The organism is Rathayibacter sp. AY1D1 (assembly GCF_002932635.1).
Lineage (GTDB): Bacteria > Actinomycetota > Actinomycetes > Actinomycetales > Microbacteriaceae > Rathayibacter.
This window is the reverse complement of the sequence record NZ_PSVY01000001.1, coordinates 272,501-292,061: the sequence shown is the minus strand read 5'-3', so window position 1 is coordinate 292,061 and position 19,561 is coordinate 272,501. Positions and strand designations below refer to the sequence as shown.

Here is a 19,561-nt window from a genome sequence, read left to right as displayed (position 1 = left end):
TCAGGCTCCTGTCGAGGGTGCGGTCGCGGAGTCGGTCGACTCGGCGTGGGGGCTGGTGGGTCCCGTCGAGGAGACGATCGGGATGGCCGAAGTGGCGGCCAGGGACGCGAGCGAGGCGGCGACCGAGTGGTCGACCTCGGGCTCGGGCGTGCTGTGCTCCTGGAGGATGACGAGCGACTTCGCCTGGACCGTGAGCATCGCCCCCGCCGGACGCGGGATCGAGTCCGCCTCGGCGCCGGCGGTGTCGACGAGGACGCTCCACTCGAGCGCGTACTCGTCGCTCGGGATCGCGAACTCGACGTCGACGTCGTCGGCGTTGAAGTACAGGAGGAAGCTGTCGTCGGTGACGGGGCGCCCGCGCTGGTCGCGCTCGCGGATCCCGTTGCCGTTGAGGTAGATGCCCACCGATCGGCCGAGACCGGAGTCCCAGTCGGACGGGGACATCTCGGTGCCGGCGGCGGTGAACCAGACGATGTCGGGCAGGGGCTCGCCGTCGCCGCGCAGGACGGGGCGGCCGTCGAAGAAGCGCATGCGGCGGAAGGTCGGGTGCTCGGCGCGCAGGCGGATGAGCGCCGCGGTGAACTCGAGCAGCGGCCGGTCGGCGTGCGCCCAGTCGATCCAGGTCAGCTCGCTGTCCTGGGCGTAGGTGTTGTTGTTGCCGTTCTGGGTCCGGCCCAGCTCGTCGCCGTGGAGGATCATCGGAACGCCCTGGGAGATCAGCATCGTCGCGAGGAAGTTCCGCTGCTGGCGCGCCCGGAGCGCGAGCACCCGCGGGTCGTCCGTGGGCCCCTCCATGCCGTGGTTCCAGGAGCGGTTGTGCGACTCGCCGTCGTTGCCGTCCTCGCCGTTGGCGTCGTTGTGCTTCTCGTTGTACGAGACCAGGTCCCGGAGGGTGAAGCCGTCGTGCGCCGTGACGAAGTTGATCGAGGCGACCGGGTAGCGGCCCGAGTGCGCGTAGAGGTCGGCCGAGCCGGTGAGGCGCGAGGCGAACTCCCCCAGCGTCGACGGCTCGCCGCGCCAGAAGTCGCGGACCGTGTCGCGGTACTTGCCGTTCCACTCCGTCCACTGGGGCGGGAAGTTGCCCACCTGGTAGCCGCCGGGCCCGACGTCCCACGGCTCGGCGATCAGCTTCACCTGCGAGACCACCGGGTCCTGCTGGACGAGCTCGAAGAAGGTGGAGAGCCGGTCGACGTCGTAGAACTCGCGTGCCAGCGCCGAGGCGAGATCGAAGCGGAAGCCGTCGACGCGCATCTCCGTCACCCAGTAGCGCAGCGAGTCCATGATGAGCTGGAGCGAGTGCGGGTGGCGCACGTTCAGGGTGTTCCCGGTGCCGGTGTAGTCCATGTAGTAGCGCTTGTCGTCGTCGACGAGGCGGTAGTAGGCCTCGTTGTCGATGCCGCGGAACGACAGGGTGGGGCCGAGGTGGTTGCCCTCCGCCGTGTGGTTGTAGACCACGTCGAGGATGACCTCGATGCCGGCCGCGTGGAGCGCCTTCACCATGCTCTTGAACTCCTGGACCTGCTGGCCCTGGTCGCCCGTGGAGGAGTAGGTGTTCTGCGGTGCGAAGAAGCCGATCGTGTTGTAGCCCCAGTAGTTCGAGAGGCCCTTGTCCATCAGCGTGGAGTCGTTCACGAACTGGTGCACGGGCATGAGCTCGATCGCCGAGACGCCCAGGTGCTTGAGGTGGTCGATCACCGCGGGGTGGGCGACTCCGGCGTAGGTGCCGCGGAGCTCCTCCGGCACGTCGGGGTGCGTCTTGGTGAGCCCCTTCACGTGCGCCTCGTAGATCACGGTGCTGTCGTAGGAGGTCCGCGGGCGGCGGTCACCGGCCCAGTCGAAGAAGGGGTTGATGACGACGCCCATCATCATGTGCGGCGCCGAGTCCTCGTCGTTCGTCGAGTCCGGTTCGCCGAAGGTGTACGAGAAGAGGGACTGGTCCCAGTCGATCTCCCCCGAGATCGCCTTCGCGTAGGGGTCCAGCAGCAGCTTGTTCGGGTTGCAGCGGTGGCCGGCATCGGGGTCGTACGGTCCGTGGATGCGGAAGCCGTAGCGCTGGCCCGGCTGGACCTGCGGGAGGTAGCAGTGCCAGACGTAGGCGTCCGACTCCTGGATCTCGACGCGCGTCTCGGTGCCGTCCTCCGCGAAGAGGCACAGCTCGACGCGATCGGCGATCTCGCTGAACAGGGCGAAGTTCGTGCCGCTTCCGTCGAACGTCGCGCCCAACGGGTAGGCGGTTCCGGGCCAGGTCTCCACGAGACTCCTCAGGGGATTGTTCTCGGGCAGTCCGGGAGACGCCGATGTGCGGTCTGCGGATGCCCGACGTCGGGGGTGATGGTCCGTCACTTCCACGACGGACCGACTGCTCAGCTTAGCGAGCGTGTCTCGAGCATTCCCCTGACGGTCAGCGCTCATCGCGCGGTCCTCCTCCGGTGGTCACGACCGGCGGCCGGAACCGCCGTCCGGTTCGTCCTGCGGGCGCGTGAGCGGGCAGGTCGTTCCGGTGGGTCACGCTCGAACAGTACGGTCGCGCCCGGTCCGCCGGGGAGGGCTGGCGCCGCGCCGGGTGCATCGGCTAGAACGCGCCGGAGGGGCTGTCCGGCCCACGCGGAGGGGCCGGCCGGGCTGGGCGGGAGCAGCGATCGGCCCCGTCGTCAGGGCCACGTCGCCACGGACCGGGGTGCCGCACCGCGATCAGTGCGAGCCGAGCCTGCGCCGCAGGAGATCGATCCGCGCCTGCAGCTGGGTCACGCTCGCCTGCGCCACCGCGGGTCCGCCGCAGAGCCGGCGCAGCTCGGTGTGCACCTGGCCGTGCGACTCGCCCGTCCCCCGTGCCCACAGGCCGACCAGGGAGTTGAGCAGGCTGCGCTGCTCCTTGAGCGTGCGGTAGAGCGGTGCCGGGATCTCGCTCACCGGCTCGGCCGGGGCCGCCGCCCCCGCGCGGCTGCCGGCGCGCTTGGCCTGCCGCTGCTGCCGGTGCTGGAGGAGCTCCCGCACCTGGTCGGGCTCGAGGAGCCCCGGCAGGCCGATGAAGTCGAGCTCCTCCTCGCTCTCGACCTCGACCTCCATCCCGAACTCGGCGCCCTCGTAGACGACGCGGTCGAAGGTGGCGGCCGAGCCGATCGACTCGAAGCGGCCCTCCTCCAGGAGATCGGAGGACGCCTTGTCGCTGCGCTCGGCGTCGGCCATCAGGTCGGCCTCGGGGTACTCCTCGTCGTCGGAGGTCCTGCGGTCGAGGGCGTGATCGCGCTGCAGCTCCATCGAGCCCGCCAGCGCGAGCAGGCCGGGCACGTTCGGGAGGAACACCGAGGCGGTCTCGCCGCGGCGCCGCGCGCGCACGAAGCGGCCGATCGCCTGGGCGAAGAACAGAGGAGTCGACGCCGATGTCGCGTAGACGCCGACGGCGAGCCTCGGCACGTCGACGCCCTCGGAGACCATGCGGACCGCGACCATCCAGCGACTGGTGTCCTTCGCGAACTCCTCGATCCGGTCGCTCGCCTCCTTCTCGTCGGAGAGCACGACGGTGACGGTCTCGCCGCTGATCTCGCGGAGCATCGCGGCGTAGGCGCGCGCGGTGTAGTGGTCGGTCGCGATGACCAGGCCGCCGGCGTCGGGCACGGCGCGCCGCACCTCGGTGAGGCGGGTGTTCGCGGCGCGGAGGACAGAGGGGATCCAGTCGCCCTTCGGGTCCAGCGCGGTCCGCCAGGCCTGCGAGGTGATGTCCTTGGTGTTGCCCTCGCCGAGCCGCGCCTCCATCTCGTCGCCGGCCTTCGACTTCCAGCGCATCTGCCCGGCGTAGACCATGAACAGCACCGGCCGGACGACGCCGTCCGCGAGCGCGCGGCCGTAGCCGTAGGCGTAGTCGGTGAGCGAGGTGCGGATGCCCTCCTCGTCCGGCAGGTAGCTGACGAACGGGATCGCCGCCGTGTCCGAGCGGAACGGCGTCCCGGTCAGCGAGAGCCGGCGGACGGCGGGCTCGAAGGCCTCGCGCACCGCGTCGCCCCAGCTGAGCGCGTCGCCGGCGTGGTGCACCTCGTCGAGGATGACGAGGGTGCGCCCGGACAGGGTGAGCTCGCGGTGGAGCTCGGCGCGGACCGCGACCTGCGCGTAGGTGACGGCGACGCCGTGGTAGTGGCGGGCGTGGCGGCCCATGCGGTTGGTGAAGGTCGGGTCCAGGCGGATGCCGACGCGGTGCGCGGCCTCGGCCCACTGGCGCTTGAGGTGCTCCGTCGGCGCGACCACGGTGATCCGGTCGACCGTGCGGTTGTGCAGCAGCTCGGCGGCCAGCCGCAGCGCGAAGGTGGTCTTGCCCGCGCCCGGGGTCGCGGCGGCCAGGAAGTCGCGCGGCTCGTGCTGGAAGTAGGCCTCGAGCGCCTCCGCCTGCCAGGCGCGGAGCTTGTTCGCGGTACCCCACGGTGCCCTGCCCGGGAACGACGGGGACAGGTGCTCAGCGGCGGAGGTGCCGACCTGATGACCGAAGCTCGAGGGACTGTTCACGTGGACCGAATCTAGCCGACGCCTCCGACAGCGGCTCGGTCTCCGCGGCCCGCCGGGAGGCGCACGGCGTGTCGCGCCGTGCCACCGGCGGCCGGGTGCGGAGCATGATGGAGGGATGGTCGAGCAGCGTCATCCGTGGTCCCGCTACGTCGCCCTGGGCGACTCCTTCACCGAGGGGATCGGCGATCCCGAGCCCGGCAGCCCCGGCGGGCACCGCGGCTGGGCGGACCGCGTGGCGGAGGTCCTGGGCAGCCAGAACGAGGACTTCGCCTACGCCAACCTGGCGGTGCGCGGCCGCCTCCTGCAGCAGATCGTCGACGAGCAGGTCGAGCCCGCCCTGGAGCTGCGCCCCGACCTCATCACCATCTCCGCGGGCGGGAACGACGTCATCCGCCCGGGGACCGACCCCGACGACATCGCGTCCCGCTTCGAGTCGGGCCTCGCCCGGCTCCGCTCCGACGGGGCGACCGTCGTCCTCTTCACCGGAGTGGACGTGGGCTTCTCCCCCGTGTTCGGGCGGATCCGCGGGAAGGTCGCGATCTACAACGAGAACCTGCGGGCGCTGGCCAAGCGGTACGACTGCATCGTCGCCGACCAGTGGTCCCTCCAGGAGATCCAGGACGTGCGGATGTGGGCGCCGGACCGCCTGCACCTCAACCCGCACGGCCACCACGAGGTCGCGCGCATGGTCCTCGAGTCGCTGAACGTCGAGAACGACCTGCGCCCCCTCGCCCCGGAGCCGCTGCACGCCCGCACGTGGCGTGCCGCCCGCACGGAGGACATCCAGTGGGCGCGGGAGTACCTCGTGCCGTGGGTGCTGCGCCGCGTCCGCCACCAGTCCTCCGGCGACTTCATCACCGCCAAGCGGCCCTCCGCCGAGCGCTGGAGCACCGATCCCGCGGCCTCGGAGCCGGGATCGGTCGTGCCGGGCAACGCGACGCCGGAGGAGGTCGCCGAGGACATCGCGACCGCGGGCGTGCGGATCGTCGGCGACCGGGCCGCGGATCCCCTGGCCTGATCCGCTCCCGGGAGGCGGCGGCTCGCCCCGCGCTCAGCCGAACAGCTCGGCCGGGTGGCCGAGGCGCCAGGCGAAGCCCGGGTCCTCGATCGACCCGTCGGCGACGAGGGGAAGCTCGTACGGGGTGCCGTTGACGTCGACGGTCGCGGTCCCCACGCGCTCGCCGTCGGCGACGGTCTCGAGCGGATCGAGGGCGACCGTGGTCGACGTCGAGACCGCACCCCACACCAGCACGGACCGCGCCTCCGCGGTCTCGGCCGTCGCCGTCTCCCCCCAGGCGCTCGTGAGGGTGCCGTAGTCCTGGCCCTCGACGGTCAGCGGGACGGTCCGGAAGCCCGCCTCGACGGTCGGGACGAGGGTCAGCACGTCCGCGGCGAGCTGCGGGTGCGTGCGCGCGCCCACCACCACGCCGACGAGGGTGACCGGCCGGCCCTCGACGGTCGCGTCGAGCGAGAACAGCAGGCACGAGCCCGCCTCGTCGGTCGTCCCCGTCTTGATACCGTCCACTCCCGAGCGGCCGAGGAGCGAGTTGGTGTTGTCGACCTCGCCGACCCCCGGGATGACCGCGGTCGGCGTCGCGACGATCGGAGCGAGCACCGGGTCCGCGATCAGCAGCTCGCCCAGGCGCACCATCTCGGCCGTCGTGCTGACCGTCGCCGGCGAGAGCCCGCTGGTGTCGGCGAGGGAGGTCCGCTCGAGCCCCTGCCCGTCCAGCCAGCCGCGCGCCGCGGCGAGGAAGGCGTCCTCCGAGCCGTACGCCCAGATCGCGAGGGACTTCGCGTAGTTGTTCGCGGACGGGAGCATCATGGCGGTCAGCGCCTCCCGCTCGGTCAGCTGCAGACCCGCGGTGACCGGAGCGTTCGAGCCGTTCTCGGCCAGGGTGTCGTTGTAGTACTGCACGTCCGCGCTCGTGAAGGTGATGGTCTCCCCGTCCGTCCCCTCTGCGATCGGCTTCGCCGCGAGGACGACGAGAGCGGTGACGACCTTGGCGATGCTCCCCGTCGGCACGGTTCCGGTGGAGCCGTAGCGGGCGAGCAGCCCGTCCTCCTCCGTCCCGTCGATGCCCACGGCCGCCACGGCGCCGGAGCCGTAGGCCGGCCAGGCCGGAGCGGGCGCGTCGACGGTGCTCGAGACGGGGTCCACCGCGACGGCGCTCGCCGTCGGCAGCTCCGCGGTCGCCGCGTTGGTCGCGTAGGCACCGCCTCCACCGACCAGCACGGTCGCAGCGACGAGACCGGCGACGACTGCCCCGCGCCGTCGACGCGGTCGCGGCTCCGGCGCGGCGGGCTCCCCGAACAGGTCGAGGGCGTCGTCGGATCGGGTCGGGGAGGTCACCCCGTCATCGTACGGGCGGGCCTCTCACCCGTCCCGGACGCCGCCCCGTCGTCGGACGCGGCGGGTGACGCGCGGCACCGACCCCGATCCAGCGGCGGGAGCGTCAGCAGCAGGTCACCGCGGGGCCGCCGAGCGCCGGAGCCGGGCGGTCAGCGCCCGCGGGTCAGCGCCCACAGTGCGACGGCGCTCGCCGAGGCCACGTTGAGCGAGTCGACGCCGTGAAGCATCGGGATGGTGACGACGGTGTCCGAGGCGTCCAGCGCCGCGCGGCTGAGCCCGTCCCCCTCGGCGCCCAGGACGATCGCGACGCGCTCAGGGCGAGCCGCCGCGTACTCGTCGAGCGGCACCGCGTCCGGAGCGAGCGCCAGCGCAGCGACCGAGAACCCGGCCTCCTCCAGAGCGCGGCGAGCCGGAGCCCACTCGGGGGTGCGCGTCCACGGCACCTGCAGGACCGTGCCCATGCTCACCCGGACGCTGCGCCGGTACAGGGGGTCCGCGCACCGCGGCGTCACGAGCACCGCGTCCGCGCCCATGCCGGCCGCGGCGCGGAAGACGGCGCCGACGTTGGTGTGGTCGACCAGGTCCTCCAGGATCACGACGAGGCGCGCGCCCTCCAGCAGCTCGGCCATCGGCCGCAGCGGCGGACGGTGCATCGAGGCGAGCGCTCCGCGGTGGAGGTGGAACCCGGTCAGCTCCTCGATCAGCGGATCCGGCGCCACGAAGACCGGCACCTCGGGATGACGCTCGAGCACCCCGGCCGCGTCCGGCAGCCGCTTCTCCTGCACCAGGACCGAGCGGGGACGGTGCCCGGCGTCGAGCGCCCGCTCGATCACCTTGGCCGACTCGGCGATGTACAGACCGCCCTCCGGCTCCAGCACCCGCCGCAGCGCCACGTCGGTGAGGCGGTGGTAGTCGGCGAGGAGCGGGTGGTCGAGGTCGGTGATGTGCACGATCGGCATCCCGGCAATCTAGGGCACGGCGCGGACTAAACTCGTCCAGGGGCCGCTCGAACGGCCCTCGAAGGAGGCGCGGATGGAGTCGAGTCCGACACCGGTCGCCGAGGGCCCCGAGGCGCTCGCGGTCGAGCAGGCCGTCGAACTCCTCAGCGGGCGCCGCGTCGCCGCCGTCACCGGTGCGGGCATGAGCACCGACTCGGGCATCCCCGACTACCGCGGAGCCGGGGCACCGGTGCGCAGCCCGATGACCTACTCCCAGTTCGTCGCCGACCCCGACTACCGCCGCCGGTACTGGGCCGGCAGCCAGCTCGGCTGGCGCCGCTTCACCAGCACGCTCCCCAACGACGGCCACCGGGCCCTGGCCCGGCTGGAGGAGCGCGGCCTGCTCACGGGCGTCGTCACCCAGAACGTCGACGGCCTGCACGTCCGGGCCGGCTCGCGCCGCGTGGTGGATCTGCACGGCTCGGCGGACCGTGTGCGCTGCATGACCTGCGGCCAGTACTTCGCGCGCGACGCGGTGGCCGAGCGGATCGAGGCGCTCAACCCCTGGCTCGACGACCCCGACGTCTCCTCCCTCAACCCCGACGGCGACGCCGAGGTCCACGACGTCTCGGCGATGACCGTCCCCGAGTGCACGGTCTGCGGCGGGATCCTGAAGCCGGACATCGTCTTCTTCGGCGAGTTCATCCCGACCGAGCGGTTCGAGGAGGCGCGCGCCATCGTCGCGGGCGCCGACGCGCTGCTCGTGGCCGGCTCGTCGCTCGTGGTCAACTCCGGCATCCGCTTCCTCGAGATCGCCCGTCGCGCCCGGATGCCGATCGTGATCGTCAACCGCGGCACCACCAAGGGCGACTCGCGCGCGAGCATCAAGATCGACGGCGGCACCAGCGAGGTGCTCCGCGAGCTCGCCGAGCGCCTGCCCGCGCGCCGCACCGCCGCCCTCTGAGCTCCCGCCCGCTCCGCACCCGACCTCCCGAGAGGCCCCTGTGACCCAGCTCACCCTCGTCCGCCACGGCCAGACCGACTGGAACGCCGCCCGGCGCATCCAGGGCAGGAGCGACATCCCGCTCAACGCGACCGGGCGCGCCCAGGCGCGGGCGGCGGCGCGGCTGCTCGCCGACCGGCGCTTCGACGCGGTGGTCGCCAGTCCGCTGCAGCGCGCCTTCGACACCGGAGCGATCATCGCGCGCGGTCTCGGACTCGACGAGCCGCTGGCGGTGCCGGGCCTGGCCGAGCGCGCCTACGGCGAGGCGGAGGGGATGACCGGTCCCGAGCTCGCCGAGCGCTTCCCCGGAGGCATCGAGCGCGCGCCGATCCCCGGCTGCGAGACCCGCGCCGAGGTCGTCGAGCGGGCGACCGCCGCGCTGCTCGAGGTGGCCGAGCGCTTCCCCGACGCGTCCGTCGTCGTCGCCACGCACGGTGCGGTCATCGGCAGCCTGATCCGCGCGCTCAGCAGCGAGGACCTCCCCGTGCACGGCGTCTCGGTCGGCAACGGCTCCCGGCACGACTTCGCGATCGTCGACGGGGCACTGCGCATCGTCGGCGTCGACGACTCCGGCGACGTGGTCGTGGCGGACGTCGACCTCGACGACGTGCTCAGCCCGGCCCCGGGAGCCTGACGGCCCGCCTCCCGGAGGCGGTCCGATCGCCGGACCGCGTCAGCGCCGGCCGAGGTCCTGCAGGAGCCCGAAGAGCACCCGGGCGGAGTCGCGCCAGGAGAAGGCCGCGGCCCGCTCCCTCGCCCGGGCCGAGTGCGTCCGCCACACGGCGCCGTCCTCGAGCGACCGCACGCCGTCCGCGATGCCCTTCGCGCTCGACGGGTCGACGTACACGGCGGCGTCCTGGGCGATCTCGCGGAAGATCGGGATGTCGCTCACCACGACCGGCGTCCCGAGCGCCATCGCCTCGACCAGCGGGATCCCGAAGCCCTCGTCCCTGCTCGCCGTCACGAGAGCGGTCGCCCGCGCGAGCACCGCACGGTACTCCGCGTCCGGCGCCCCCTGGTGGAACACCAGCTTCGCGGTCGGCGCCAGGGCCCGGAGCGTCTCGACGGTCTCGTCGCTCGCCCGGCTCATCAGGTGCAGCTCGTAGTCGGGCAGCAGCCGCATCGCGCGCGCGAGCGTCTCGACGTTCTTGTAGGGCATGAACGAGCCCATGTAGACGAGCGAGCGCGCGGCCGACCGGTCGGGCAGCGATCCCGCCAGAGCGGCGCTCGCCTCGTCGGGCTCGGTCGCCGCGTTCGGGACGACGACCACCGGCCGGGTGGTGAGGCGGTGGGAGCGGATCAGGTCGCGGGTCGTCTCCGAGACGGTGACGACCGCGTCGGCGCGCTGGAGGAGCCTCCGCTGCGGCCACCAGGCGAGGTGGTAGAGCCGCCAGAGCGCGCGCACGGGAGCGGCCAGGTCGCGCGGCGGAGTGCGGTGGCGGTAGTAGATGAGGTCGTGCACGGTCAGGACGAGCCGGTAGCGGCGGCCGAGCGAGCCCATGGTCTGCATCGGCGAGAAGACCACGTCGGGCCGCAGCCGGTTCACCAGCAGCGCGACGAACGGCTCGAACGGGCTGGTCGGCCCGGTCACGCGCTCCCACGGGAGCGACGGGAGCATCGCGAGCTGGCGGCGGTCGCTGATCAGCATGGTCACGTCGTGCAGCTTCGCGAGCTCGCGGACGAGCTCCGCGGTGTAGCGGCTGATCCCGTCGTGCCGCTCGAGCCGGGTGTACCGGCAGTCGACGACGATCCTCATCGGTCGATCCCCTCCTCGAGGGCCGTCCGCAGCACGGCGGCGGCCTCGTCCGGCGTCTCGTAGTGGATCAGGTGGCCGACTCCGTCGATGACGTGCAGGCGGGCGTGCGGCAGCCTCTCGAGCAGGCGGTACTGCGCCGGGAGCGGAGTGATGTCGTCCTGCGCCGCGGCGATCAGCTGCGTCGGCACGCCGATCCGGGAGGCGTACTCGCCGACGTCGTGCGAGACGGAGGCGCGGAACGCCTCGAGGACCGTGTCGCGGGAGGCGAAGGCGCTGAAGTAGCGGTCGTGCTGGTCGTGCACGAAGCGTCGCAGCGCCGGCTCCTTCGTCTTCACCATCGCCAGGCTCATCACCCGCACGATCAGCGGGTCGCTGAGCAGGCGGCGTCCGAGGGGCCCCGGCAGGAGCGCGCCGAGCCGGTAGTAGAGGACGGCGAGCCTGGTCAGGACGCCGCGCGGACCCTGCAGGGCGGGCGCGCCGATCGGGTTGACCAGCACCAGGAGCGGAGCGGGCAGCCCGTCCGCGACGGCCGCGGCCGCGACGATCGAGCCGAAGGAGTGGCCGAGGACGGCCGCCTCGCCGCGGAGCCCCAGCGCGTCGAGGAAGGAGCCGAGCCAGGAGGCGTAGCCGTCCACGTCGTGCGGCAGGCGCGTCATCGGGGTCGAGGCGCCGAAGCCGGGCAGGTCGGGAGCGACGACCCGCACGTCCGCTCCCCCGGCGAGCAGACGGGCGACGACGGGCTCGAGGCCGTGGTGCTCGCCGCGGAACCCGTGCACCAGCACGAGGACGGTCGAGGCGTCCGGAGCGCCGTAGGTCCAGTAGGCGGTGCGGGATCCGGCGACGTCCACCGCGGCCTCGCGGACGGGGACACGGCCGAGATCGGAGGCGTAGGGGGAGGGAGTGGTCATCGCGTTCCTTATCGTAGGGAAACCCCGTCGAAGATCTGGCCGCAACGCCTTGCGTGGCCTCGATCCGAGCCGGGAGCATGATCACGCGCTCGCAACACGGCGCACCGCCCACCCGTCTCGCGAGACGGTCATCCGCTCAGGCAGCAGCAGAAGGAGCACCGTGAGCTTCACGTCGCCGATCCAACTCCCCGGACTCGCCCTCGACCCCCAGTGGTACCGCCGGGCGGTGTTCTACGAGGTGATGATCCGGTCGTACTACGACTCCAACGGCGACGGCGCCGGCGACATCAACGGGCTCGCCTCCAAGCTCGACTACCTGCAGTGGCTCGGGATCGACGCCCTCTGGCTCCCGCCGTTCTACATGTCGCCTCTGCGCGACGGCGGCTACGACGTCTCCGACTTCAAGGCGATCCTCCCCGAGTTCGGCACGATGGAGGACTTCCGCGACCTCGTGCGGAAGGCCCACGAGCGCAACATGCGCATCGTGATGGACTTCCCGCTCAACCACACCAGCGACCAGCACGAGTGGTTCCAGCAGTCCCGGTCCGACCCCGAGGGCCCCTACGGCGACTTCTACGTCTGGAACGACACCGACGACAAGTGGCCGGACATCCGCATCATCTTCGTCGACACCGAGGACTCGAACTGGGCCTTCGACGCCGAGCGCCGCCAGTTCTACTTCCACCGCTTCTTCTCGCACCAGCCGGACCTCAACTTCGAGAACCCCGCCGTGCACGAGGCGATCCACGACGTGGTCAAGTTCTGGCTCGACCTCGGCGTCGACGGCATCCGGCTCGACGCGATCCCCTACCTCTACGAGTCCGACGAGGGCAACGGAGAGGGCGAACCGCCGACCCACGAGTTCATCAAGAACCTCCGCACCATGGTCGACCGCGACTACCCCGGCCGCATCCTGATCGCCGAGGCGAACCAGTGGCCGCGAGAGGTTGCCGCGTTCTTCGGCACGGAGGAGGAGCCCGAGTGCCACATGGCGTTCGACTTCCCGGTCATGCCGCGCATCTTCTACTCCCTCCGCGCGCAGACGGCGAACGAGCTGAAGAAGGTGCTCTCCGAGACGTTCGACATCCCCAGCGGCGCCGCCTGGGGCGTATTCCTCCGCAACCACGACGAGCTCACGCTCGAGATGGTGTCCGAGGAGTACCGCCAGGCCATGTACGGCTGGTACGCCTACGACCCGCGGATGCGCTCGAACATCGGCATCCGCCGCAGGCTCGCGCCGCTGCTGGACAACTCGCGCGCCGAGCTCGAGCTGATCAACGCCCTGCTCTTCTCCCTCGCCGGCAGCCCGTTCCTGTACTACGGCGACGAGATCGGCATGGGCGACAACATCTGGCTCAACGACCGCGACGCGTCGCGCACGCCGATGCAGTGGACGCCCGACCGCAACGCCGGCTTCTCGGCAGCCGACCCCGGCAAGCTCGTGCAGCCGATCGTCCAGTCGCTCGTCTACCACTACAACCAGGTCAACGTGGAGGCGCAGCTGGCGCAGTCCCGCTCCCTGCTGCACTGGATGCGGAACGTCCTGCACGTGCGCCGCGGCCACCCGGCGTTCGGCCTCGGGTCGATGCGCGTCCTGGAGACGGACCACGAGTCGGTGCTCGCCTTCGTGCGGGACTACGCCGGCTCGGGCTCCGAGATGGGCGACCAGCCCGAGGAGGTGCTCTGCGTCTTCAGCTTCAACCACAACCCGGTCTCGGTCACGATCACCGACCCCGAGAACCCCGGATCGACGCTGAGCGACCTGTTCGGCGGCGGCCGCTTCCCCGGATTCTCGGACGACGGCACGCTGACGATGACGCTCGGCACGCAGGGCTTCTTCTGGCTCCACGTCGCCAAGGCGCACGAGGCCCGCTGACCCGGCAGCACGCCGAGGGGCCTCCGGCCGATGTCGGAGGCCCCCTTTAGGCTGTCGGCGTGAGCACCACCGGAACGACCGAGACGCAGACCGAGCCGATGCTGTTCGACGACGCCGAGCAGGAGCTCGTCCCCTCCGAGGGGGCGCGGTGGTTCGATCTGCTGGCCGTGTTCGACCTCGAGACCACCGGCATCGACGTCCGCACGAGCCGCATCGTCACCGCGCACGTCGGCGTGATCGACGCGGCGGGCGAGCCGATCGAGGGCACGACCTGGCTCGCCGATCCCGGGGTCGAGATCCCGGCCGGCGCCTCCGCCGTCCACGGGATCAGCACCGAGCACGCCCGCGCGCACGGCCGCCCCGCCGGCGAGGTCGTGGCCGAGATCTCCGAGGCGCTGCGCTCGCTCCTCGCCCGCGGCATCCCGGTCGTCGTCTACAACGCCCCCTACGACCTCTCGCTCCTCGCCCACGAGGCGCGCCGCTGGGGCGTGCCCGTGCTGCTCGACCCGAGCCCCGTCGTCGATCCGCTCGTGATCGACAAGGCGGTGGACCGCTACCGCAAGGGCAAGCGCACCCTGACCCTCGCCGCCGAGCACTACGGCGTCGCCCTCACCGAGGCGCACGACGCGGGCGCGGACGCGATCGCGGCGGGTCGGGTCGCCCAGGCGCTGGGCCGCGCCTTCGCCGACGAGCTCGGAGTCGGCGCGGAGGCCCTGCACGCGCTCCAGGTCGACTGGTGCCGCACCCAGGCCGAGTCCTTCCAGGAGTACATGCGCCGCGTCCGCGACGAGTCCTTCGTCGCCGACGGGGGCTGGCCGGTCCGCCACTGACCCCTCAGGTCAGCGTGCGCCCCTCGCGCAGGAGCGCCACGTACTCCGCGATCCGCCGCTCCCGCGTCGCCGCCCGCTTCAGCTGCGAGAGGCGGAAGAGGAACGCGAAGCGCTTCTGCCCGCCGACGGTCGCGAAGAAGGCCAGGGCCTGCGGATCCGCGTCGAGCGCCCGCTGGAAGTCGTCCGGCACCTCCGCATCGCGCTGCCGGTAGGCCGCGTCCCAGCGCCCGTCGGCGCGTGCCCGCTCGACCTCGGCCAGCCCGCCCGGCAGCATCCGGCCCTCCGCCAGCAGCCGTGCGACGTGATCGCGGTTGACCTTGGACCACGGGCTAGCGCGACGCCGCGGGGTGAAGGCCTGGAGCTTGAACTGCTCGTCGAAGGCTCCCGCCTGACCGTCGATCCAGCCGTGGCAGAGCGCGATGTCGAGCGCCTCGGCGTAGGTGATCCCCGGATCGACGGCGGCCTTCTTCCGCAGCTTCAGCCGGACTCCGTCCGGGTCGGGCTCGCCGCGGAGGTAGGCGTCCCACTCTTCAGGAGTCGTGAACGGCAGGATCGGCTTGTCGGCGAAGGACACCATGCCGGGACGCTACCGCGCCGGCTCCCCGACGGCCACGGCCCGCCCGTCGGCGCAAGCCCTCGCTCCGCGGACCGCGGCGCTGTGGGATCGGGTGAGCACGTGTTCCCCCTCCCCCCCTCTCGCAAGGAGAAGTCATGCCCACGATCCGCACGGTCACCGTCCTCGGCAGCGGAGTGCTCGGCTCCCAGATCGCCTTCCAGTCGTCCTTCCACGGCTTCGCCGTCACCGTCTACGACCTCTCCGACGACGTCCTCGAGTCGGCGCGCGAGCGGCTCCGCGGTCTCGCGGGCGTCTACGAGTCGGTGCCCGGCGGCGTCGCCGGCGGACCGCAGGAGGCGCTCGACTCCCTCCGCCTCACCTCCGACCTCGCGGAGGCTGTCGCCGACGCCGACCTCGTGATCGAGGCCGTCCCCGAGGACCTGGGCCTGAAGCAGGAGCTGTACGGCCGCCTGGGTGCGCTCGCTCCCGAGCGCACGGTCTTCGCGACCAACTCGTCCACGCTGCTCCCCAGCGACCTGAAGGCCTCGACCGGCCGACCCGACCGGTTCCTCGCGCTGCACTACGCCAACCACGTCTGGGCGCAGAACACGGCCGAGATCATGGGGACGGCGGACACGGACCCCGCCGTGGTCGACGCCGTCGTGGAGTTCGCCGTCTCCAGCGGCCTCGAGCCCATCAGGCTGCAGAAGGAGAAGGCCGGCTACGTCCTCAACTCGCTGCTGGTGCCGCTCCTCAACGCCGCGTCGGGTCTGCTCATGGGCGGCTACGCCGACCACGAGACCATCGACAAGACCTGGAGGATCGGCACCGGCGCCCCTCTCGGACCCTTCCAGATCTTCGACGTCGTCGGTCTGCGGACCGCCTACAACATCGCCGCCGCGGCCCCGGACGAGGCCTCCCAGGCCTTCGCCGCCCACCTGAAGACGGAGTACCTCGATCGCGGCCGCCTCGGAACGGCCACCGGAGAGGGCTTCTACCGCTACTGAGGACCGCCCCGCGGGAACGACGAAGGGCCCCCGACCGTGAGGTCGAGGGCCCTTCGAGGAGTGCTACTTGCCGAAGTTCTTGTAGCGGCTGTTGAACTTCTCGACGCGGCCGGCCGAGTCCATGATGCGCTGCTTGCCCGTGTAGAACGGGTGCGAGGCGGAGGAGATCTCGACGTCGATGACGGGGTAGGTCACGCCGTCGAGCTCGATCGTCTTGCTGCTCTTCGCGGTCGAGCGGGTGAGGAAGGTCTCACCGGACGCGAGGTCGCGGAAGACGATCGCGGAGTACTCGGGGTGGATGTCGGTCTTCATGGTCGTGTCCTGTCGTCGATGGTCCTGAACCGCACCTGTCGTCGACGGGAACGGGTGGATGAGGGCGGGCGCACCGCGAACGGGCCCGAACCAGCTACCGAGAATACCAGACCGGCAGCGTGTGCAGAAGTCGCGCCGCGCCCGGACCCCGGAGCCGGGGTCAGCCGCGGGCGCGGGCCGAGAAGCGCCCGTTCTCGCGGGTGAGAGCGATGTCGAGCCCGAAGGTCTCGGCGAGCGTCGCCTCGGTCAGGGACTCGGCCAGCGGGCCCGCCGCCACCACCGCTCCGTCGCGGAGGAGCAGGGCGTGGGTGAAGCCGTCGGGGATCTCCTCGACGTGGTGGGTCACCATCACGATCGCGGGCGATGCCGGGTCCTTAGCGAAGCCGCCCAGCAGCTGGACGAGCTCCTCGCGGGCGCCGAGGTCGAGGCTCGCGGCCGGCTCGTCGAGCAGGAGCAGCTCGGGGTCGGTCATGATCGCGCGGGCGATCTGGACGCGCTTCTGCTCGCCGTCCGAGAGCGTCCCGAAGGTGCGCTCGGCGAGGTGCTCGAGCTTCCACTCGGACAGCACGCGGCGGGCGCGGCGCTCGTCGATCGCGTCGTAGCCCTCGTTCCAGCGGCCGGTGACGGCGTAGGCGGCGGTCATCACGACGTCGAGCACGCTCTCGCCGGCCGGGAGGCGGCGCGCCATCGCGGTCGAGGCGTAGCCGATGCGCGGACGCAGCTCGAACACGTCGACCCGGCCGAGGGTCTCCTCGAGCAGGTGCGCGGCACCGGTCGAGGGGTAGTTCTGCGCGGCGGCGATCTGCAGGATCGAGGTCTTGCCCGCCCCGTTGGGGCCGAGGATCACCCAGCGCTCGTCCTCGGCCACGTCCCACGACACGTGGTCGAGGATCCGCTTGCCGTTCCGGACGAAGGACACATCGACGAACGAGACAACGCTGGGCATGGGAGCCATTCTAAAGGAGGCGGCCGGGAGGCTCAGACGAGCGAGTCGTAGATCGCCCGGGTGTCCCGCGCGATCTGCGTCCAGCTGAAGTGGCTCTGCGCGCGCTCGCGGCCCGCGGCGCCCATCCGCTTCGCCGTCTCCGGGTCGGCGACGACCTCGGCGAGGACGGCGGCCAGGTCGGCGACGTAGCGCTCCGGGTTCACGGGGGTGCCGGTGCCGTCGGTGACCTGCTCGATCGGGACGAGACGGCCGGTCACGCCGTCGTCGACGACCTCCGGGATGCCGCCGGTCGCCGTCCCGACGACCGCCGCACCGCAGGCCATCGCCTCGAGGTTGACGATGCCGAGGGGCTCGTAGATCGAGGGGCAGACGAACGTGGTCGCGTTCGTCAGGACCGCGGAGAGCTGGTGGCGCGGCAGATGCCGGTCGATCCAGACGACGCCGGTGCGCTCCTCCTGGAGGCTGCGGACGAGGGAGGTGACCTCGGCCATGATCTCGGGGGTGTCGGGGGCGCCCGCGCAGAGCACGAGCTGCACCTCGGGAGGCAGGGTCGCTGCAGCGCGGAGCAGGTAGGGCAGGCCCTTCTGCCGGGTGATGCGGCCGACGAAGACCACGGAGGGGCGCGAGGGGTCGATGCCCAGCTCGGCGAGGACGGCCTCGTCCTCGACCGGGTGCCAGGCGTCGAGGTCGATGCCGTTGTATACCACGTGGACCTTCGCCGGGTCCAGGGCCGGGTAGGAGCGGAGGATGTCCTCGCGCATGCCGCCGGACACCGCGATCACGGCGTCGGCGTTCTCGTACGCCTCCCGCTCGATCCAGCTCGAGACGCGGTAGCCGCCGCCGAGCTGCTCGGCCTTCCACGGACGCAGCGGCTCGAGGCTGTGCGCCGAGACCACGTGCGGGATGCCGTGCAGGAGCTGGGCGAGACGCCCCGCGGCGTTGGCGTACCAGGTGTGGGAGTGGACCAGGTCGGCCCCCGCCGCGTCCTGCGCGATCTGCAGGTCGACCCCGAGGGTCTGCAGCGCGCCGTTCGCCTCGGCGAGCTCCGCGGGGACGGAGTACGCGAACGTGCCCTCCTCCTCGCGCGGCGCGCCGAAGCAGCGCACCACGACCTCCAGGTCGCTGCGCAGCGCCTTGGTGAGCTCGGCCACGTGGACACCGGCTCCCCCGTACACCTCGGGCGGGTATTCCTTGGTCAGCAGATCGACTCGCACCCCCGAACCGTAGTACAGGGCGCTCCCCCGGCGACAGCCGGGGTCCACGGGGAAGCCCGAGCCCCTACTGTGGTGCCATGCAGTCAAAGAAGATCTTCGGCATCGTCCTCGCCGGCGGCGAGGGAAAGCGCCTCATGCCCCTCACGGCGGACCGGGCCAAGCCCGCGGTGCCGTTCGGCGGGCAGTACCGGCTGATCGACTTCGCGCTGTCCAACCTGATCAACTCCGGTCTCACCCAGATCGTCGTGCTGACGCAGTACAAGTCGCACTCGCTCGACCGCCACGTCTCGCAGACCTGGCGCCTCTCCGGGCTCCTGAACTCCTACGTCGCCTCGGTCCCCGCGCAGCAGCGCCTGGGCAAGCGCTGGTTCAGCGGCTCGGCCGACGCGATCCTGCAGAGCCTCAACCTGATCCGCGACGAGAAGCCCGACATCGTCGTCGTGGTCGGCGCCGACCACGTCTACCGCATGGACTTCTCGCAGATGATCGACGCGCACATCACGTCCGGTGCGAAGGCGACCGTCGCGGCCATCCGCCAGCCGATCGAGCTCGCGGACCAGTTCGGCGTCATCCAGCTCGCCGGTGACGAGGCGGGCGACGGCATCGTCCCGACGATGATCTCCGAGTTCCTCGAGAAGCCCAAGGACGCCGTCGGCCTGGCCGACTCCCCGCACGAGGTCCTCGCCTCCATGGGCAACTACGTCTTCGACGCGGACGCCCTGATCGACGCGGTCATCCGCGACGGCGAGTCCTCCACGTCTGACCACGACATGGGCGGCGACATCATCCCCGACTTCGTCGCGCGCGGCGAGGCGGGCGTCTACGACCTCAAGCTCAACGACGTCCCCGGCTCGACCGACCGCGACCGTTACTACTGGCGGGACGTCGGCACCATCGACTCCTTCTTCGAGGCCCACCAGGACCTCATCTCGGCGCTGCCGGTCTTCAACCTCTACAACCAGCAGTGGCCGATCTTCTCGTCGCAGCTGAACTCCCCGCCGGCCAAGATCGTCCGCGACGGCAAGGGCAACATGGGATCGACGGTCGACTCGGTCGTCTCGCTCGGCACCGTGATCTCGGGCGCGCACATCGAGCGCAGCGTCGTCGGGCCCTGGACGGTCATCGAGTCGAACGCGACGGTCACCGACTCGGTGGTCTTCGACAAGGTCCGCATCGGCCCGGACGCGCTGGTCGTCCGCGCTATCCTCGACAAGGACGTCGTCGTCGAGCCCGGTGCTCGAGTCGGCGTGGACCACGACCGCGATCGCGAGCGCGGGTTCACCGTCACCGAGTCGGGCATCACCGTCGTCGGCAAGGGCGTCGTCGTCCACCCGTAGCACCCCCGCGGGTCGAGCTCTGCGCCCCGGC

At 71.7% G+C, this 19,561-nt stretch carries 17 protein-coding genes; 7 read left to right on the top strand and 10 right to left on the bottom strand.

What is annotated here, in order from left to right; all coding sequences use genetic code 11:
• Both glgX and C5C56_RS01365 read right to left on the bottom strand, forming a co-directional pair.
• On the bottom strand, positions 1-2,253 hold the full coding sequence (glgX, locus tag C5C56_RS01370; RefSeq protein WP_104318997.1) for a glycogen debranching protein GlgX: 2,253 nt from the start codon (positions 2,251-2,253) through the stop codon (positions 1-3).
• 438 nt (positions 2,254-2,691) lie between these two features.
• Positions 2,692-4,494: a DEAD/DEAH box helicase gene (locus tag C5C56_RS01365; RefSeq protein WP_104246815.1), complete on the bottom strand. Its 1,803-nt coding sequence runs from the start codon at positions 4,492-4,494 to the stop codon at positions 2,692-2,694.
• A 115-nt stretch (positions 4,495-4,609) separates the two neighbouring features.
• Here C5C56_RS01365 and C5C56_RS01360 point away from each other — a divergent pair, with 115 nt between their 5' ends.
• Complete coding sequence (locus C5C56_RS01360) at positions 4,610-5,512, top strand: SGNH/GDSL hydrolase family protein (protein ID WP_104254992.1); 903 nt, start codon at positions 4,610-4,612, stop codon at positions 5,510-5,512.
• 33 nt (positions 5,513-5,545) lie between these two features.
• Here C5C56_RS01360 and C5C56_RS01355 read toward each other — a convergent pair whose 3' ends face one another.
• Both C5C56_RS01355 and C5C56_RS01350 read right to left on the bottom strand, forming a co-directional pair.
• Entirely contained in the window at positions 5,546-6,847 is a 1,302-nt protein-coding gene (locus C5C56_RS01355; protein ID WP_104287901.1) for a D-alanyl-D-alanine carboxypeptidase family protein, read from the bottom strand.
• 149 nt (positions 6,848-6,996) lie between these two features.
• Positions 6,997-7,806 (bottom strand): RNA methyltransferase, encoded by an 810-nt coding sequence (locus C5C56_RS01350; RefSeq protein ID WP_104232619.1) that lies wholly within the window; start codon positions 7,804-7,806, stop codon positions 6,997-6,999.
• Positions 7,807-7,879: 73 nt separating this feature from the next.
• Here C5C56_RS01350 and C5C56_RS01345 point away from each other — a divergent pair, with 73 nt between their 5' ends.
• Both C5C56_RS01345 and C5C56_RS01340 read left to right on the top strand, forming a co-directional pair.
• Positions 7,880-8,749, top strand: a complete 870-nt coding sequence (locus C5C56_RS01345; protein ID WP_104318996.1) for a Sir2 family NAD-dependent protein deacetylase — start codon at positions 7,880-7,882, stop codon at positions 8,747-8,749.
• Between the two features lie 40 nt (positions 8,750-8,789).
• On the top strand, positions 8,790-9,422 hold the full coding sequence (locus tag C5C56_RS01340; RefSeq protein ID WP_104232621.1) for a histidine phosphatase family protein: 633 nt from the start codon (positions 8,790-8,792) through the stop codon (positions 9,420-9,422).
• Positions 9,423-9,461: 39 nt separating this feature from the next.
• Here C5C56_RS01340 and C5C56_RS01335 read toward each other — a convergent pair whose 3' ends face one another.
• Positions 9,462-10,544, bottom strand: coding sequence for a glycosyltransferase family 1 protein (locus C5C56_RS01335; protein WP_104225279.1), 1,083 nt, complete (start codon positions 10,542-10,544; stop codon positions 9,462-9,464).
• Positions 10,541-11,452: an alpha/beta fold hydrolase gene (locus tag C5C56_RS01330; RefSeq protein ID WP_104250357.1), complete on the bottom strand. Its 912-nt coding sequence runs from the start codon at positions 11,450-11,452 to the stop codon at positions 10,541-10,543. Before C5C56_RS01330 ends, C5C56_RS01335 begins: the two co-directional genes overlap by 4 nt.
• 160 nt (positions 11,453-11,612) lie before the next feature.
• Here C5C56_RS01330 and treS point away from each other — a divergent pair, with 160 nt between their 5' ends.
• Together treS and C5C56_RS01320 are read left to right on the top strand one after the other, a co-directional pair.
• Positions 11,613-13,328, top strand: coding sequence for a maltose alpha-D-glucosyltransferase (treS, locus tag C5C56_RS01325; RefSeq protein WP_104221970.1), 1,716 nt, complete (start codon positions 11,613-11,615; stop codon positions 13,326-13,328).
• A 98-nt stretch (positions 13,329-13,426) separates the two neighbouring features.
• The gene (locus C5C56_RS01320) at positions 13,427-14,158 is read left to right on the top strand and encodes a 3'-5' exonuclease (protein ID WP_104222136.1); all 732 of its coding nucleotides are present in this window, start codon (positions 13,427-13,429) and stop codon (positions 14,156-14,158) included.
• 4 nt (positions 14,159-14,162) lie between these two features.
• On the opposite strand, the gene C5C56_RS01315 is transcribed toward C5C56_RS01320, so the two are convergent.
• Positions 14,163-14,735 (bottom strand): YdeI family protein, encoded by a 573-nt coding sequence (locus tag C5C56_RS01315; RefSeq protein ID WP_104232624.1) that lies wholly within the window; start codon positions 14,733-14,735, stop codon positions 14,163-14,165.
• Between the two features lie 134 nt (positions 14,736-14,869).
• Here C5C56_RS01315 and C5C56_RS01310 point away from each other — a divergent pair, with 134 nt between their 5' ends.
• Positions 14,870-15,721, top strand: a complete 852-nt coding sequence (locus C5C56_RS01310; protein WP_104287902.1) for a 3-hydroxyacyl-CoA dehydrogenase — start codon at positions 14,870-14,872, stop codon at positions 15,719-15,721.
• Between the two features lie 63 nt (positions 15,722-15,784).
• On the opposite strand, the gene C5C56_RS01305 is transcribed toward C5C56_RS01310, so the two are convergent.
• From C5C56_RS01305 to glgA, 3 genes are all read right to left on the bottom strand, one after another.
• Positions 15,785-16,033: a type B 50S ribosomal protein L31 gene (locus C5C56_RS01305; RefSeq protein WP_068253003.1), complete on the bottom strand. Its 249-nt coding sequence runs from the start codon at positions 16,031-16,033 to the stop codon at positions 15,785-15,787.
• A 160-nt stretch (positions 16,034-16,193) separates the two neighbouring features.
• Positions 16,194-16,979 carry an ABC transporter ATP-binding protein gene (locus tag C5C56_RS01300; RefSeq protein WP_104221964.1) on the bottom strand — a complete coding sequence of 262 codons (786 nt, stop codon included), beginning with the start codon at positions 16,977-16,979 and terminating at the stop codon, positions 16,194-16,196.
• 32 nt (positions 16,980-17,011) lie between these two features.
• On the bottom strand, positions 17,012-18,193 hold the full coding sequence (gene glgA / locus C5C56_RS01295) for a glycogen synthase (RefSeq protein WP_104318995.1): 1,182 nt from the start codon (positions 18,191-18,193) through the stop codon (positions 17,012-17,014).
• A gap of 77 nt (positions 18,194-18,270) precedes the next feature.
• Here glgA and C5C56_RS01290 point away from each other — a divergent pair, with 77 nt between their 5' ends.
• Positions 18,271-19,530, top strand: a complete 1,260-nt coding sequence (locus C5C56_RS01290; RefSeq protein WP_104221960.1) for a glucose-1-phosphate adenylyltransferase — start codon at positions 18,271-18,273, stop codon at positions 19,528-19,530.
• The last annotated feature ends 31 nt before the right edge of the window (positions 19,531-19,561 follow it).